The sequence below is a fragment of the Kribbella sp. NPDC002412 genome, from assembly GCF_053592935.1.
Genome location: NZ_JBSFBL010000042.1, coordinates 1 through 14,283 on the forward strand (window position 1 = coordinate 1; position 14,283 = coordinate 14,283).

The window sequence follows — 14,283 nt, forward strand, 5'->3', positions numbered from 1 at the left end:
CCAGACTAGTCAGACAGCCGGTCCGGAAGCCCGAAGGCGGGGAACCGCGAGTACCCGAATGTCGTGATCTCCGCGATCTCCCCGTCGGTGATCCGCAGTACGTCGAGCTTGAACGCCCGGAACACGGTGTCGCCCGGGCGGCGCAGGTACGACGCCGCGGCGGGCAGCCGGTTGGCCGACGTCGGCACCAGTCGCCAGTCGCCGTCCCGGTCCGGCCCGAACGCGCGCTCGAGCACCGGCCGCAGCCCGTCCAGGCCCGCGAACGACAGCTGGTCCGGCGGCATCGAGATCCGGATGTCCTCGGCCGCGATCGCGATCGCCCCGGCCGCGTCGCACCGCTCGTGCGCGTCGATGAACCGCGCCAGCACGTCCCGCTCCTCGGCGGTCGGCCGCGGCGCACTCCAGTCGGTACGGCGAGCCGGCAAGCGTTGCTGCATCGTCGACCGGGCGCGTTGCAGGGCGCTGTTCGCCGCCGCCACGCTGGTCTCGAGCAGCTCGGCCGTGTCGTTGGCCGACCAGCCGAGGACGTCCCGCGCGATCAACGCGGCCCGCTGCCGGGCCGGCAGCGACTGCAGCGCGACCAGGAAAGCGAGCTCGATGGTCTCGCGGTCCACGGCCACTGCGTCGGGTTGGTCATCGGGCGGGGCGATCTCGTCGAGCAACTGGTCCGGGTACGGCTGCAGCCAGACCATCTCGCCCGGTGACGCGGCTTGCCGCCGGGCGTGTCGCCGGGCCACGTCCAGGCAGACGTTGGTGGCGATCCGGTAGAGCCACGCCCGGAAGTACGTCCGGCCGTCGTACCCGTCCCGGCCACGCCACGCCCGCAGCAACGTCTCCTGTACGGCGTCCTCCGCATCGTCGAAGGACGCCAGCATCCGGTAGCAGTGCACGTGCAGCTCACGCCGGTGCCGCCCGGCCAGGTCGGCGAACGCGGACTCGTCACCCGCGAACGCCGCCTCTTCGAGAGTTCTCACCGCCGGGCGGGGTTGGTCTGGCGGACCTCCTGGATGATCCAGCCGTTGCCGTCCGGGTCCTGGAAGGTCGCGAACGTGTTGTAGTCCGTGCGGTTCGGGTCCAGCCCGGGCTGCTGGCCGGCCGCGCCGAAGTGGAACGGCTCGCTCACCTCGACACCCCGCTCGACCAGCTCGGCCCGGGCCGCCTCGATGTCGCGGACCACCAGGTGGGTGGCCTGGTAGGTGCCCGGCTTCGCCGAGGTCAGGCCGGTGCCGATGGTGATCGAGCAGGCCGACCCCGGCGGCGTCAGCTGCACCACCCGGAACGAGTCGCCGGCGCTGTGGTCGACGTCCTCCCGGAAGCCGAGCTGCTCGGTGTAGAACTTCTTGGCCCGGTCCACGTCCGACACCGGCACGACGACGAGTTCGAGTTTCCAGTCCATTGCGGCCTCCCACGATCGGGTCGGTCACAGTCTGACCGACGCTGTTGTCAGGTGAAACGACAACGCCGGGAAGAACTCATCGGTCCAGCGATGACTTTTCTCAGGACGCCGTACCGAAGACCTCGGCGAACCAGTCGAGCTGGGCGTCCTGCTGGTAGGTCTGGCCGCCCTCGTGCTCGTTGTGGGAGTAGACCTTGATCTCCTTGGCCGGCTCGCCGCCCGACGCGGTGCCGTAGGCGTTGTAGGCCGCGAACACCGTCGACGGCGGGCAGACCGGGTCCATCAGCGCGACCGAGAACAGCGTCGGCGCCGTGGCCAGCCGGCCGAGGTTGACGCCGTCGAAGTAGCTCAGCGTCCGGTACGCCGTCTCGACCTGGTCCCGGAACCCCTTCAGGTACCGGGTGATCTCGCCGTACGGGTCCTTGTCGGTGATCTGCAGCGCCCGCTCGAAGTGACACAGGAACGGTACGTCGGGCGCGCAGCCGAGCAGCTCGATCCCGGCCAGGCCCGCGAGCCCGGCGGCCGCGATCGAGATCCCGCCGCCCTGGCTGCCGCCGGTGACGATGATCTTGTCCGGGTCGACGAACTCCGACGTCCGGACCGCCTCGAGCGCGCGAACGGCGTCGACGAAGACGCGGCGGTAGTAGTAGGTCTCCGGGTCGCTGATGCCCGCGGTCATGAACCCCGGGGTGTGGTTGAGACCGGCGTACGCGCTGTCGTCGGGGGTGGCGCCCGGGTTCCCGCCGCTGTAGCCCTGGCCGCGGGTGTCCATCACGAAGTGCGCGTACCCGGCCTGCGCCCACAGGTTCGTGGTGTGCGGGAAGCCGCGGCCACCGGAGTAGCCGAAGTACTGCACGACGGTCGGCAGCGGCCCGGTCGCGCCGGCCGGGACGTGCAGCCAGCCCTTGATCGGAGACCCGCCGAAGCCGGCGAAGGTCACGTCGTAGGTGTCGATGACGCTGAGCTTGTTGTCGACGGCGGTGAACGTGGCGGACAGGTCGTCGGTGCGCGCCTTCTCGATGGATCGGCGCCAGAAGTCGGCAAGGTCGGCAGGAGCGGCCACCTCGGGCCGGTACGCACGGAGCTTGTCGAGGGAAAGGTCGAACATGGCCATGAGCAACAAACCTAACCCAGGTCCGACCGGCTCGCGTCGCGATGTCCGATGCTGGACACCATGACCTCATCGCCCAACCTCGTCTTCGTCATGTCCGACGACCATGCCGCGCACGCCATCTCGGCGTACGGGAGCAAGGTGAACCGGACCCCGCAGCTGGACCGGCTCGCCGCCGAGGGGGTGCGGATGGATGCGACGTACTGCACCAACTCGATCTGCTCGCCGTCGCGGGCGTCGATCCTGACCGGCACCTACAGCCACGTGAACGGGGTCGCCTCGATCTTCACCGAGATCGACTACCGGGTTCCGACGTTCGCCGAGGTGCTGCACGACGCCGGGTACCAGACCGCGCTGTTCGGGAAGTGGCACCTCGGTGAGCGGCCCGAGTCGGCGCCGCGGCACTTCGACGCGTGGAAGGTGTTCCCCGGCCAGGGCGACTACGTCGACCCGCTGATGATCGGGCCGGACGGGCCCGAGACCGTGCCCGGATACGCGACCGACATCGTCACCGACCAGAGCATCGACTGGATCCGGGAGCGTGACCCGGAGCGGCCGTTCCTGCTGCTCGTGCACCACAAGGCGCCGCACCGGCCGTGGGTGCCGGACGAGAAGCACAAGGAGCTCTACCCGATCGGCTCGATCGCGGAGCCGAGCACGCTGTTCGACGACCACGGCACCCGGAGCCGGGCCGTGCGTGGCGTCCGGATGTCCGTGGCCGACGACCTCGGCGCGGACGAGCTCGGTGAGGAGTTGCCGGACGAGCTGCGGGGTCCGGAGAACCGGGTCTCGCGGATGCGGTGGAAGTACCAGCGCTACCTGCGGGACTACCTGCAGTGCGTGCAGTCGATCGACGACAACGTCGGCCGGTTGCTCGACTCGCTGGAGGCCGAGGGCCTCGCTGACGACACCGTGGTCGTCTACACGTCGGACCAGGGGTTCTTCCTCGGCGACCACGGGTGGTTCGACAAACGGCTGATGTTCGACGAGTCGTTGCAGATGCCGATGCTGATCCGCTGGCCGTCCGCGATCCCCGCGGGCAGCCCGTGCGACGCGATGGTCACCAACGTCGACTTCGCCGCCACCTTCCTCGACATGGCCGGCCTGGATGCCGCTGAGGTGCTCCCCACCTCGCAGGGCCGCAGCTTCCTGCCGGTGCTGCGCGGCGACGCGGTCGACGACTGGCCGGACGCCGTCTACTACCGGTACTGGGAGCACGACGACCCGATCCACCACGCGCCGGCGCACTACGGCGTACGGACGAAGGACTTCAAGCTCATCCACTACTACGGCGCCGGCCTCGGCGTCCCCGGGTCGTCGGACCGCCTGTTCGACCCCGAGTGGGAGCTCTACGACCTCCGCACCGACCCGGAGGAACTCGTCAACGTCGCCGACGACCCGGCGTACGCGGGCATCCGCACCACCCTGACCGACCGCCTCGCCGAACTCCAGCACCACTACGCAGACGAGCCCTACCAAGGCACCACGACCCCGGCCCCCAACTGGTCCTGGGCCGACGAGAAGTCACTTCAAGCAGTCGCGGCTTACACGAAGACGCTTCGATCGGACGCCTGAGGCCGCGACGGACGGGACTTTCGGCCCTGTTCGCACCGGCCGGGGGATGTTTCCATAGTGGGACTCGACACGTCGGCGGGGTGCGGGGTGGGTCTGGGGGCGGGGGGATCTGTTCCTGTGACGTGGAGTTGTGGATGCCCAGACATACTGAGCCGGCTGTCGAGACGTACTACCGCGACGGGGCGTGGCACACGCGCCGGGCTGACTGCCCGGACCCGTTCGCGTCGGGCCCTGCCCGTGAGCACCTGATCACGGTCGGGTTCGAGGTGGCCCGGTGGAACGCGTTGCCGCACATCATCCGGCACACCGACGGCACCATCGCCGAGGTCAACAACTACGTCACTCCAGCGCTAGCTCATATTCTGCGGTGAAACCCAGCACCCGTTCGGCCGCGGTCAGGTCGAGCGGTGTCGTCCGGCCGGGAAGCTCAGCGCGGATCTCGGCCGTCGGGTGAAAGCGGCGAAGCAACTCCAGCGTGGGGTACGGCGCCAGTGTCCGTGGAGCCGCGACGTGGAAGACATGCGTCCCGTCGGCCTGCAGCGCTAGTACGGCGGCCCGCGCAGCATCCCGCGTGTCCAGATAGGACCACAGGTCGGCTGCCCCGGCGGCCGGGTCCGCCGCGATCTGCTGGGCCCGAGGCAGCAGCCGATCCTCGAGTCCGCCCACGAACGGGTACCGCAGCGCGATCACGCTCATGCCATGCCGTCGCGCCATCATCGCCGCCGTCAGCTCATCGGTCTGCTTGGACAACGCGTACGGGTCCTCGGCGTGACTCGGCAGGTGCTCGTCGACCGGCACATACCCCGGACTCCGCGGCTGCGTGGCGAACGGCAACCCGTTCGCGGCGTAACTGCTCGCCAGCACAGCGTTCCGCACCCCGGCGACCCCAGCCTCCTCGAGCAAGGTGAACGTCGCCAACGTGTTCCCCCCGAACACCTCGTACGGCGTCCCCCGGTGCGGCGCCGGCCGAGCAGCAAGATGTACGACGCCATCCGCACCGGCCAGCGCCTCCCGGCAGCTCACCGGATCGCACGCATCGCCCTCGACCAACCGCAGTCCCGGCACCGGAGCCGCCGTACCCGGGAGCACCAGAGCTGTCACCTCGATGCCGCGGCCAAGCAGCTCCGCGACCACCGCGCTCCCGATCCGGCCGGCTGCCCCGGTGACGAGCACTCGCTTCATCCGCAGCGCACCAACTGCTCCGGGCGTGCCGACAGACCGTGGTAGATCCGGGGCGCGCCGTCGACCCGGAAGGTCACCTGCCCGTGCTTGCCGTCCAGCACTCGGCGCCGGCCGATGCAGTCGGTCTCGGTGATCCGGTCGCGCGGCACGACCAGCGTGGTCTTGCTCGGCCAGTCGTCCTGCCAGGCCTCCGGGTGCGGGTAGTACGGCTGGTTCGGCGCGTGGTCGACGTTCAGCAGGTAGCCGTCCTTGCGGCTCCACAGGATCGACACCGGGCCGTCCGGGGTGTCGAACAGCAGGCCCTTGAGGTTCCGGTCGACCCGGGAGAAGTCCAGCCAGCGGACGAAATCGGCCTCCTCGAGCAGCCGGGTCCCGGTGGCGAACGCGAGCAGCGACGGCTTGGCCGACAGATCGCGGTTCATCAGGCCGAAGTGGTACTCGGTGTTGGTCGGCACCGCCTCCTGCGGGTGGTGGATGGTGCTGTCGTGCAGCTGGTACCAGTTCACGCCGTCGACACCTTCGGCCTTGCTGAGCGCCATCGTCAGCAGCACGTTCTCCGCGGCCTGGCGCATGGTGTCGTTCCACCAGTAGTTGGGTCGCGTGCAGGCGTAGGCCTCGGTCAGCCACAGTTCCTTGCCGCCGCCGTACTCGGTGATCCGGCGCTTGGCCTCGCGGACCGAGCCGAGGAAGTTCCAGTAGCTGCCGTTGTCGCCGGTCACCCATTCGTCCGGTGTGGGCGCGTAGTCCGGGGTGAAGTTGCCGCGGCCGGGGTGGAACGCGAACACGTCGATCAGGTCCCAGCCGCCGGCGGCGTGGAAGTTGTCCGTCCAGTTGACGTCCATCCCGCCGAGGCCGTTGTTCATCACCTTCACGTCGTACCCGACCTCGGCCAGCCGCTCGACCACCGGCCGCAGGCCGTCGCGGATGTACTTGTCGGCGTACAGCCCGGACATCCACGGCTGGTTGCGCTCGTTGTCCACCTCGAAGTAGCGCGCGCCGGCGTCCACGACCACGTCGACCAGCTCGGCCGCCCACGCCTTCGCCTGCTCCGGCGTCGAGTCGAAGACCACGTCACCGTGCTGGATGTTGGTCATGATGCCCATCGCCCGCAGCTCGTCCGGCGCGATCCCGGGCGCGCCGTTGTAGGCGATCCGCACCGAGGCGACTCCGATCCGCCGCATCAGCGCGGCGACGTCCTCCTTGCTCGGCTCCAGCAGCCAGGGGTAGTTCGCGATGCCGAAGATGCCACCGCCCTGATACTCGTACGGCGGCAGTGTGGACAGCGTCGTCCGCGCGAAGGCCTCGTTGCCCCCGGTCGACGCCTTCACCTCGACGAAGGCGATGCCCTGCTGCTGGAGAGCGGGCACGTCGAGCGTGCGGTCGGTGCTCTCTCCCGCCGCCAACGCGAGCGTGGTGGACCCGCCCGCGAGCTTCCGGCCGTCGAAGTCGCGGGCGAACCAGGTCAGCTGAATCGACGCAGCCGTCGTGCCGCCGTTGACCACCTGGGCGTGGACGGGCATCACAGCGCCGACGTCGTACAGGTTGAACGGCTGGTCGGTCCAGATGTCGACGCCGACCGGCCGGGCGACAGCGGCGGCGTTTGCGGCGGCCGGTCGCATCTGGCCCAGCACCAGGTCGGCTTCGTGCACGAGCACGCCGAACGCGTCGTACGTGCCGACGATGTGCATCCAGGACGGCGTCGTCCAGGCCGGGCGGCTCGACTCGAGCCTGAGGTAGGCGGTGAGGTCCGGCCAGGTCGAGGCGTAGACGATGCCGTCGTTGGTCTCGTACGGAACGCCGCCGCCCGCGTCGCGGTTCCACCGGGTCATCGCGGTCGGGAGCTCCGGCCCGCTCGCGTTCACCACGACCCGGCTGAACTGCGAGTTGAGGTACATCGTGTTCGAGCTGGTCGCGTCCCAGCGCAGGTGCAGGCGATGGGCGGTGACGTCGAAGGTCCCGGTGACGGTGATCCCGTTGGCCGCCGCGCCCATCCGGTAGTTGACCCGGATCGCCTGCCGGCCGTCCGCGAGCGTGACCAGCGACGGCGTGCCGCCGAACGTCCGCTGGCCGCCGAGCACGGTGTCCTTCACCTGGAAGTGCGCGATCCGGATCCGCTCGACGCCGGCGCCGTCGCTGACCACCACGGTCCCGTCGGTCTGGGCGACGACCGAGATCCCGTCCGCGCTGAGGGTGTACGCCGTCGCCGCTCGGGCGGTCCCGGTCGGCAGCAGCCCGCCGGCCACCCCGGCGGCGGCGAGCGATCCGGCCACGAAGGTACGGCGGGACGGCTTCGATACGTGGTCTGTCATGGCGTTCCTCCGGTGGTCTGCAGGGGAAGGGCGAGGCCGATGAAGATCCGCGGGGCGCCGTCGAGCGTGACGGTCACCTGCGAGTTGCTCGCCTGGTGTGTGGCGACGTCCATGCCGAGGCAGTTCAGCTCGCGCACGGTGGTGGTCGCGGCCGGCGTCGGCAGCGTCGTGCTGGTCTTCGTCGGCCACTGGTCCTCCCACGGTTCGGGAGTGCGGTAGTACTCGGTGCTGCTGGGGATTCGGCGGTCCGGGTCGGTGTTGAGCAGGTAGCCGTCCTTGCGGGACCACAGGATGTTCACCTTGCCGCCCGGGCCGTCGAAGACGAGGCCGAACAGCTGTGGATCGGCCAGCGCGGCCCAGCCGAGCCAGGTGGACTGGTCGAGCCAGCGCGCGACGGTCGCGAACGCGAGCAGCGACGGCTTCGGGCTGAGGTCGCGGTTCAGCAGGCCGTAGTGGTACTCCGGGTTGTCCGGGTCGGCCTCCATCGGCTGGAACTGGATCGAGTCGTTCAGCGTGTACCAGGTCACCCCGCGCACGCCGTACACCTTGGCCAGGGCGAGCTGCAGGAGCACGTTCTCGGCCGCGTGCCGGTAGGTGTCGGACCACCACCGGTTCGGCCGCGTCACGGCGTACGCCTCGGTGAGCCAGAGCTCCTTGTCGGCATGGGCAACGGCGGTGGCCTTGGCCTTGCGGAGGCTGCCGAGGAAGTTCCAGCGGGTCTCGTTCGACCACGGCAGCGGCGGGTCGTAGTCCGCCACGTAGTTGCCGCGTCCCGGGTGGTACGCCAGTACGTCGACGTGCTCCCAACCGCCGGCGGCGCCGAAGTCGGCGATCCACTGGTCGGGAAAGCCGGCCAGCCCGCAGTGCATCACCTTGAAGGTGGCGCCCTTCGCGGTCATTGCCGCGCGCAACGGCACCAGGACGTTGTCGACGTACTCGGCCGGCGTCCGGCCCGAGGCGGTGAGGTTCAGTTCGTTGCCGCACTCGTAGTACTGGGCGCCCGAGTACATCGCACGACCGACCATGTCATCGGCCCAGGTCGCGCTGCCACCGTCCCACGGAAGCTCGCCGGCCAACTGCAGGTTGTGCGCGAAACCTTCCGCGTCCAGGGCGTCGACGGTCGGACCGGGTGAAGCGCCGAAGTTGTTGTAGTTCCGGTACGCCGTCCGCACCCAGCGCATCCCGATCAGCTGCATCAGGTCGAGTACGGCGGCAGTCGACGGCCGCTCGAGATACGCGAAGTTCGCCATCCCGAACATGCCGGCGTCCCCATCCCCGTAGGTGAACGCCGACAACACCGCAAGGTTGGTGCGGGCGAACGCGATCTCGGTGGTCGGCGCGGCCGCGTCGTACACCACGGCCTCGACGAAGCGGACGTCACGACCGCCGAGGGTGATCTGGAAGGACGTGTTCCAGACCGCGCGGGCGCCGACCGTGCCATTGGCCGTCCCGGTCGTGCTGGTGTTGTTCCAGTCCCGGACCACCCAGTCGACCCGGACCGTCCGTGCGGTCAGGCCGGCGTTGACCACTTGGAGGTTGACGGTCTTGGCCCCGCCGGTCGTCCACAGGTTGAAGGGCTGGTCGGTCCAGAGGTCGATGCCGAGGTCGCCGTCGCGGGCGATCACCCCGGCCGAGTGCGGTCGCATCACCCCGAGCACGAGGTTGCTCTCGACGTACCCGCTGGAGCTGGTGACCGCCGTCCCGGCCGCGTGCAGGTAGCCGCCGTTGCTGAATCCCTTGGTGCTCTGCGGGACTCGGATGAAGGCCCGGTTGTCCGACCACGTGTAGGAGTAGCCGACGCCGTTCGTGGTCTCGAACGGAACACCGCCACGCAGTGCACCGGTGACCGGGTCCCGGTCGCGATTCCACAACGCGACCGGGTCGTACGCCTCGACCACGCCGGATCCGATCACGGTCCGGGCAAAGCGGAAGCTGTCCGCGCGCAGATTCGCGACGCCGGTGACGTCCCAGCGCACCCGCGACTTGCGCAGCCCCACCGCGAACGTCCCGACGACCTCGCCGACGGGCGCGGTGTACCTGATCGTGAACTGCTGCGGTCCGTCCGGGGTGATCGACGCGATCCCGGTCGTCCGCTGAACGACCTTCGTCTCGCCGGACATGTACGCGTACTCGAACGTCGTCAGGTCGAACCGGTGGACGCCACCACCGTCGAGCACCTTCACGTAGCTCGGCGCACCGGCGCCATCAGGTACGGCGACCAGGCTGACTGTCCCCGCCGAGTCGGTGATCTGTACGTCGGCGCCGTACGCCGGAATCGTGGTCGCACCAGCAACTGTCGCGGCCACCGTGCCGCCGAGCACGACCCGCCTGCTGATGGGTGTGTCCATTGCCGATCACCCCTTCACACCGGTGAAGCCGAGGCCCGCGACGACGTAGCGCTGCAGGACGAGGAAGACGAGGACAGGAGGCGCGAGCGCCATCGCCATGGCGGCGATCAGCTCGTCGAGCGGAGCGGCGTCGACGAGGTTCACCAGCGCGACGCTGATCGGCTGCAGGGTCGGGTCGGAGATCACCACCAGCGGCCAGATGAACTCCTTCCAGGAGTGCATGATCGCCAGCAGGCTGATCACCGCGATCACCGGCCGGCTCATCGGCAGCACGATCCGGGTGAGCAGTTGCCAGGTGCTCGCGCCGTCGACCTTCGCGGCGTCGTACAACTCCTGGGGCAGCGCCTCGAAGAAGCGGGTCGCGAGCAGCACGTTGAACGCGTTCGCCCCGGCCGGCAGCCAGATCGCCCAGTAGGTGTCGAGCAGGTTCACCTCGAGAACCGTGAGGAACAAGCTCACCAGCGACACCGTGTACGGAACGAACATCGTGGCCAGGATCGCCGCGTAGACGTAGCGACCGATCCGTGGCCGGATCACCGCGAACGCGAACCCCGCGGTCATCGCCACGAACAGCTGGACGAACCACGAACCGAACACCACCTGCACCGTGTTCCACAGGTACCGTCCGACCCTGAGCTCGGTGAACGCGGTGGCGAAGTTGCCGAAGTCCGGCTCGGCCGGCCACAACCGCAGCGGGTGCGCGACCAGCTCGGCCGGCGGCGAGATCGCGCCCTTGATCGTCCAGTACAGCGGCCCGATGCCGATCACCAGGAGCAGGATCAGCGTGAGCACCTGCGCGGACCGGAGCGCGAACGCCACCGGCGGCCGGCGCAAGTCGTTGCTGGAGGCAAATGTCGTCGGTTGCTCGCTCACTTCGTGCTCCAGCTTCTCGTCAGCCGCAGGTAGACCGCGGACAGCGCCGCCAGGACGATCGCGAGGACGACGGACAGCGCGGCGGCCTGCCCGTACGCACCGTCCTGGAAGCCGTAGCGGAAGATCAGCAGCAGGACGGTCAGCGTCGCGTTGTCCGGCCCGCCCTGGGTGAAGATGTACGGTTCGGTGAACACCTGGATCGTGCCGATCAGCTGCAGGAGCAGCAGCAGCCCGATCACCGGTCGCAGCTGCGGCAGCATCACGTGCCAGATCCGCCGCCAGATCCCGGCGCCGTCGCTCTCGGCCGCTTCGTACAGCTCGGCCGGGATGCCGGTCAGCGCGGCCAGGTAGATCAACGCGGCGCCGCCCATCCCGGCCCAGGTTGCCTCCAGCACCAAACTCAGCATCGCCGACTGCGGTGACTGCAGCCACGGGTACGGGCCGAGCCCGATCAGGCCGAGCGCCTGGTTGAACAGGCCGCTGCCCGGGTCGTAGAACCACTTCCACAACAAGATCGCCACGACCGGCGGCACCACGACCGGGAGGTAGACCAGGACCCGGTACGCCGCCGCCCCACGCCGTACCGTGGACATCAAGGCTGCCAGCAGGATCGGCGCCGGGAAGCCGATGACCAGGCCCAGCGCGACGAACAGCAGCGTGTTCCAGACCGCCGTACCGACCAGCGGGTCCGTCAGGACGGCGCGGAAGTTCTCCAGGCCGACCCACACGGCCGGATCGACCAGGTTGGTGCGCTGGAACGAGATCAGCAGTCCACGCAGGATCGGCCACCAGGAGAACAGCCCGAAGACCAGCAGAGCCGGTGCCAGGAAGACCAGGCCGAGGAGCTCGCGGCGAAGCGTGGCCCGCCTGCGGGACGCCGGCGCCGGTCGGACGGCGACGGTGTCCCGCTGCGGCGGTGGCGCCAGGACTGCAGTCACTTCTGCTCCGTGGCGAGCATCTTGTTCGCGTCCGCCTCAGCCTTCGCCAGCAGCGCCGCGATGTCGGCGTCCTGCTTCGTCAGCACGGACTGCACCACCGGGTCGAGGATCGTGTAGAGCTTCTGCGCCGCCACTGGCGGCTCAGGGCGCAGCTCGAGCTTCGGCGTGCCGTCGAGCCACGGCTTGAAGTGCTCGAGCTCCACGTTGACGTGCGGCTTGATCGCGGCGTCGATCTTCTGCTGCTGCTCGACGCTGAACATCGGCAAGGTCGGCACGCCGACCGCGGCCTCCGGGTCCTTGGCGAGCGCCTTCGCCCGCTCAGCCGCGACCGCCGGGTCGTACTGCGGCTCGGCGTTGGCGAACAGCAGCCACTTCGCCGCGGCCTCGGCCTTCTCCTTCGACACCGACGCCGGGACCATGAACACCTCGGCCCCGCCGAGCGTCGCGTTCCCACCCGCCTGCGGGAGTGCGGTGATGCCGTAGTCCGCGGTGTTCTTCATGCCGAACTTCATCTTGGCCAGCCGGTAGGTGCCCGGGGTGCCCATGAACATGCCGATCTGTCCGGCGGCGAACTGTTTGACCACGTCGTCCTGGTCCATCAGCTGGTTCTGGCCCATCGAGTTGTCGGTCCAGCGCATCGCCTTGAGCAGCTCGAGCGACTTCCTCGTCGGCTCACTGTTGAACCCGGCAACGAACTTGCCGCCCTGCTCGGTCTCCATCGCGCCGCCGTGCGTGTAGGTCAGCATGGTCAGCTGCCAGCCGCCGGTGTTGCCCTTCGCCTCGTGCACGAAACCGGCCTTCCCGGTCTTCGCGCTGATCTGCTTGGCGTAGGCGCGGACCTCGTCCCAGCTGGCCGGCGGCTTGTCCGGGTCCAGGCCGGCCTTGCTGAACAGCGCCCGGTTGTAGACCAGTCCTTGCGCGAACGGCGCCTGCGGGACGCCGTACACCTCCCCCGCGCTGTCACTCAGCGGCTGCAGGACCTGCGGGTTGAACTCGGTGTAGTGGTTCCAGGCCTTCAACGAAGCGGTGATCGGCTGCACGTGCTTACGCGCGATCAGGCCCTGCGGCTCGGTGAGCGGGACCTGGATGACGTCCTCGATGGTCTTGCCGGCCAGCTTCGCGGAGAACGTCAGCGGGTCCCAGCGGTTCTCGGTGCCCTCGATCGTGATGCCCGGGTTCTTCGCCTCGAAGTCGTCGGCCAGCCGGTTGAACTGCTCCAGCGCTGCCTTGTCGGTGGCGGCCGGCATGCCCTGGACCCGCAGTACGATCGCGGATCCGGTCCCCCCGCCGTCGTCGCTCTTGCTGGGAGCGAGCCCCGAGCAGCCGGTCAGCGCGACGGCGGCCGCCGCGCCCACCACCAGGTATCGGGCACGCGTCGATGTAGCCATGTCTGTTCTCCAGGGGAGTGCGTACGACGAGCCGCCGGCCCGTCGCCGTGGATGAGTTGCGCGCCGTGGGGCGAGCCGGCGCGGTCAGCCGCGCGGTGCCGCGCGGTGTGGGATGTGGTGTGGGATGTGGTGAGTGGTCAGGCGCGTCGTGGAGCGGGGCCTGTCGACGCGCGGGGGATGAGGCGGGAACCGACCTCCACCAGCTGCTCGCCGGTGGCCGTGCCGGTGATGGCCTCGACGATCAGGTCGGTGGCATGGGTGGCCACGGTCTGCGGTGAGATCCGGATCGTCGTCAGCGCGGGGATCGACAGGCCGGCGAGCAGCGTGTCGTCGATCCCGATCACGCTCACCTCCCCCGGCACGTCGACGCCGGCGCCGGCCAGGCCGTGCAGGACGCCGACCGCGACGAGGTCGTTGTGCGCGAGGATCGCGGTGGCGCCGTTCGCGATCGCCAGGGTGGCCGCGTGCAGGCCGGTCTCGAAGCGTGGTTCGTACGGCCCGAGCTCGACCAGCGCCAGGCCCTGCGCGTCGAAGGTTTCTCTTATCGACTTGCCCCGCAGGTGTTCCGGCCGCGAGCAGTTGACGAAGACGCAGCTGGTGTGGCCGAGCGCCCGCAGGTGCTCCGCGGCCTGCGTGACCCCGGGTGTCAGTGAGACGTGGAGCTCCGGGATGCCGGGCACGTGCCGGTTCACCAGCACGAGCGGGATCTCCTCCGCCAGCTCCCGCAACCTGCCGTCGGACAAGGTCGATGCCCAGAGCACCAAACCGTCGACCTTCTTGACGATCGCCTCGATGGTCTCGAGCTCGTCGGCCTCGCGCTCGTCGCAGTCCGCGACCAGCAGCGTGTGGCCGTGGGTGCGCGCCCGGGTCTGCACCGCCTTGACGATCGGCGGGAAGAACGGGTTCGCGATGTCCGGGATCACCAGTCCCAGCGACTCCGTCCGCCCGCTGCGCAGCGTCCGGGCCGCCGGGTCGGGCCGGTAGCCGAGCCGGCCGGCCGCCTCCAGCACCTTGTCCCGGGTCGCCTCCTGGACCTGCTCCGGGGCGGTGAACACCCGCGAGACGGTCGACGGCGACACCCCGGCCGCCTTCGCCACGTCCCTGACCGTCACTGCCATCCGGACCACCTCTCCTGTCACTCGGTTGCAACATGTTTGCAATCG

12 protein-coding genes are annotated in these 14,283 nt (G+C 69.4%); 2 read left to right on the forward strand and 10 right to left on the reverse strand.

The genetic code is table 11. The annotated features are described in order from the left end of the window. Positions 1-5 precede the first annotated feature (5 nt). The 3 genes from ACWCOV_RS28945 to ACWCOV_RS28955 form a co-directional block, all read right to left on the reverse strand. Positions 6-974 (reverse strand): RNA polymerase subunit sigma-70, encoded by a 969-nt coding sequence (locus tag ACWCOV_RS28945; RefSeq protein ID WP_449832475.1) that lies wholly within the window; start codon positions 972-974, stop codon positions 6-8. Further along, complete coding sequence (locus ACWCOV_RS28950) at positions 971-1,396, reverse strand: VOC family protein (RefSeq protein WP_449832476.1); 426 nt, start codon at positions 1,394-1,396, stop codon at positions 971-973. The genes ACWCOV_RS28945 and ACWCOV_RS28950 overlap by 4 nt, the downstream gene beginning before the upstream one ends. Positions 1,397-1,496: 100 nt before the next feature. After that, complete coding sequence (locus ACWCOV_RS28955; protein ID WP_449832477.1) at positions 1,497-2,510, reverse strand: acetylxylan esterase; 1,014 nt, start codon at positions 2,508-2,510, stop codon at positions 1,497-1,499. Positions 2,511-2,570: 60 nt separating this feature from the next. On the opposite strand from ACWCOV_RS28955, the gene ACWCOV_RS28960 reads away from it, so the two are divergent. Next, positions 2,571-4,082 (forward strand): sulfatase family protein, encoded by a 1,512-nt coding sequence (locus ACWCOV_RS28960; protein WP_449832478.1) that lies wholly within the window; start codon positions 2,571-2,573, stop codon positions 4,080-4,082. 134 nt (positions 4,083-4,216) lie between these two features. Further along, on the forward strand, positions 4,217-4,453 hold the full coding sequence (locus tag ACWCOV_RS28965) for a hypothetical protein (protein ID WP_449832479.1): 237 nt from the start codon (positions 4,217-4,219) through the stop codon (positions 4,451-4,453). On the opposite strand, the gene ACWCOV_RS28970 is transcribed toward ACWCOV_RS28965, so the two are convergent. The 7 genes from ACWCOV_RS28970 to ACWCOV_RS29000 form a co-directional block, all read right to left on the reverse strand. Beyond that, positions 4,422-5,264 (reverse strand): NAD-dependent epimerase/dehydratase family protein, encoded by an 843-nt coding sequence (locus tag ACWCOV_RS28970; RefSeq protein ID WP_449832480.1) that lies wholly within the window; start codon positions 5,262-5,264, stop codon positions 4,422-4,424. The two genes, ACWCOV_RS28965 and ACWCOV_RS28970, sit on opposite strands and share 32 nt — an antisense overlap. Beyond that, entirely contained in the window at positions 5,261-7,573 is a 2,313-nt protein-coding gene (locus tag ACWCOV_RS28975) for a hypothetical protein (RefSeq protein WP_449832481.1), read from the reverse strand. The genes ACWCOV_RS28970 and ACWCOV_RS28975 overlap by 4 nt, the downstream gene beginning before the upstream one ends. Next, positions 7,570-9,921 carry a hypothetical protein gene (locus ACWCOV_RS28980; protein ID WP_449832482.1) on the reverse strand — a complete coding sequence of 784 codons (2,352 nt, stop codon included), beginning with the start codon at positions 9,919-9,921 and terminating at the stop codon, positions 7,570-7,572. Before ACWCOV_RS28980 ends, ACWCOV_RS28975 begins: the two co-directional genes overlap by 4 nt. A gap of 6 nt (positions 9,922-9,927) precedes the next feature. Continuing rightward, entirely contained in the window at positions 9,928-10,794 is an 867-nt protein-coding gene (locus ACWCOV_RS28985) for a carbohydrate ABC transporter permease (RefSeq protein ID WP_449832483.1), read from the reverse strand. Beyond that, the gene (locus ACWCOV_RS28990; RefSeq protein ID WP_449832484.1) at positions 10,791-11,732 is read right to left on the reverse strand and encodes a carbohydrate ABC transporter permease; all 942 of its coding nucleotides are present in this window, start codon (positions 11,730-11,732) and stop codon (positions 10,791-10,793) included. The genes ACWCOV_RS28985 and ACWCOV_RS28990 overlap by 4 nt, the downstream gene beginning before the upstream one ends. Further along, positions 11,729-13,120 carry an ABC transporter substrate-binding protein gene (locus ACWCOV_RS28995; RefSeq protein WP_449832485.1) on the reverse strand — a complete coding sequence of 464 codons (1,392 nt, stop codon included), beginning with the start codon at positions 13,118-13,120 and terminating at the stop codon, positions 11,729-11,731. The genes ACWCOV_RS28990 and ACWCOV_RS28995 overlap by 4 nt, the downstream gene beginning before the upstream one ends. Before the next feature lie 137 nt (positions 13,121-13,257). Further along, positions 13,258-14,238 carry a LacI family DNA-binding transcriptional regulator gene (locus tag ACWCOV_RS29000; RefSeq protein ID WP_449832486.1) on the reverse strand — a complete coding sequence of 327 codons (981 nt, stop codon included), beginning with the start codon at positions 14,236-14,238 and terminating at the stop codon, positions 13,258-13,260. Between the last annotated feature and the right edge of the window lie 45 nt (positions 14,239-14,283).

What these genes read in the sequence shown, in the direction of transcription:
- ACWCOV_RS28960 (WP_449832478.1), top strand. Translation starts at nt 2,571, where the DNA reads ATGACCTCATCGCCCAACCTCGTCTTCGTCATGTCCGACGACCATGCC.
- ACWCOV_RS28965 (WP_449832479.1), top strand. Translation starts at nt 4,217, where the DNA reads ATGCCCAGACATACTGAGCCGGCTGTCGAGACGTACTACCGCGACGGG.
- ACWCOV_RS28975 (WP_449832481.1), bottom strand. Translation starts at nt 7,573, where the DNA reads ATGACAGACCACGTATCGAAGCCGTCCCGCCGTACCTTCGTGGCCGGA.
- ACWCOV_RS28980 (WP_449832482.1), bottom strand. Translation starts at nt 9,921, where the DNA reads ATGGACACACCCATCAGCAGGCGGGTCGTGCTCGGCGGCACGGTGGCC.
- ACWCOV_RS28950 (WP_449832476.1), bottom strand. Translation starts at nt 1,396, where the DNA reads ATGGACTGGAAACTCGAACTCGTCGTCGTGCCGGTGTCGGACGTGGAC.
- ACWCOV_RS28970 (WP_449832480.1), bottom strand. Translation starts at nt 5,264, where the DNA reads ATGAAGCGAGTGCTCGTCACCGGGGCAGCCGGCCGGATCGGGAGCGCG.
- ACWCOV_RS28995 (WP_449832485.1), bottom strand. Translation starts at nt 13,120, where the DNA reads ATGGCTACATCGACGCGTGCCCGATACCTGGTGGTGGGCGCGGCGGCC.
- ACWCOV_RS29000 (WP_449832486.1), bottom strand. Translation starts at nt 14,238, where the DNA reads ATGGCAGTGACGGTCAGGGACGTGGCGAAGGCGGCCGGGGTGTCGCCG.
- ACWCOV_RS28955 (WP_449832477.1), bottom strand. Translation starts at nt 2,510, where the DNA reads ATGGCCATGTTCGACCTTTCCCTCGACAAGCTCCGTGCGTACCGGCCC.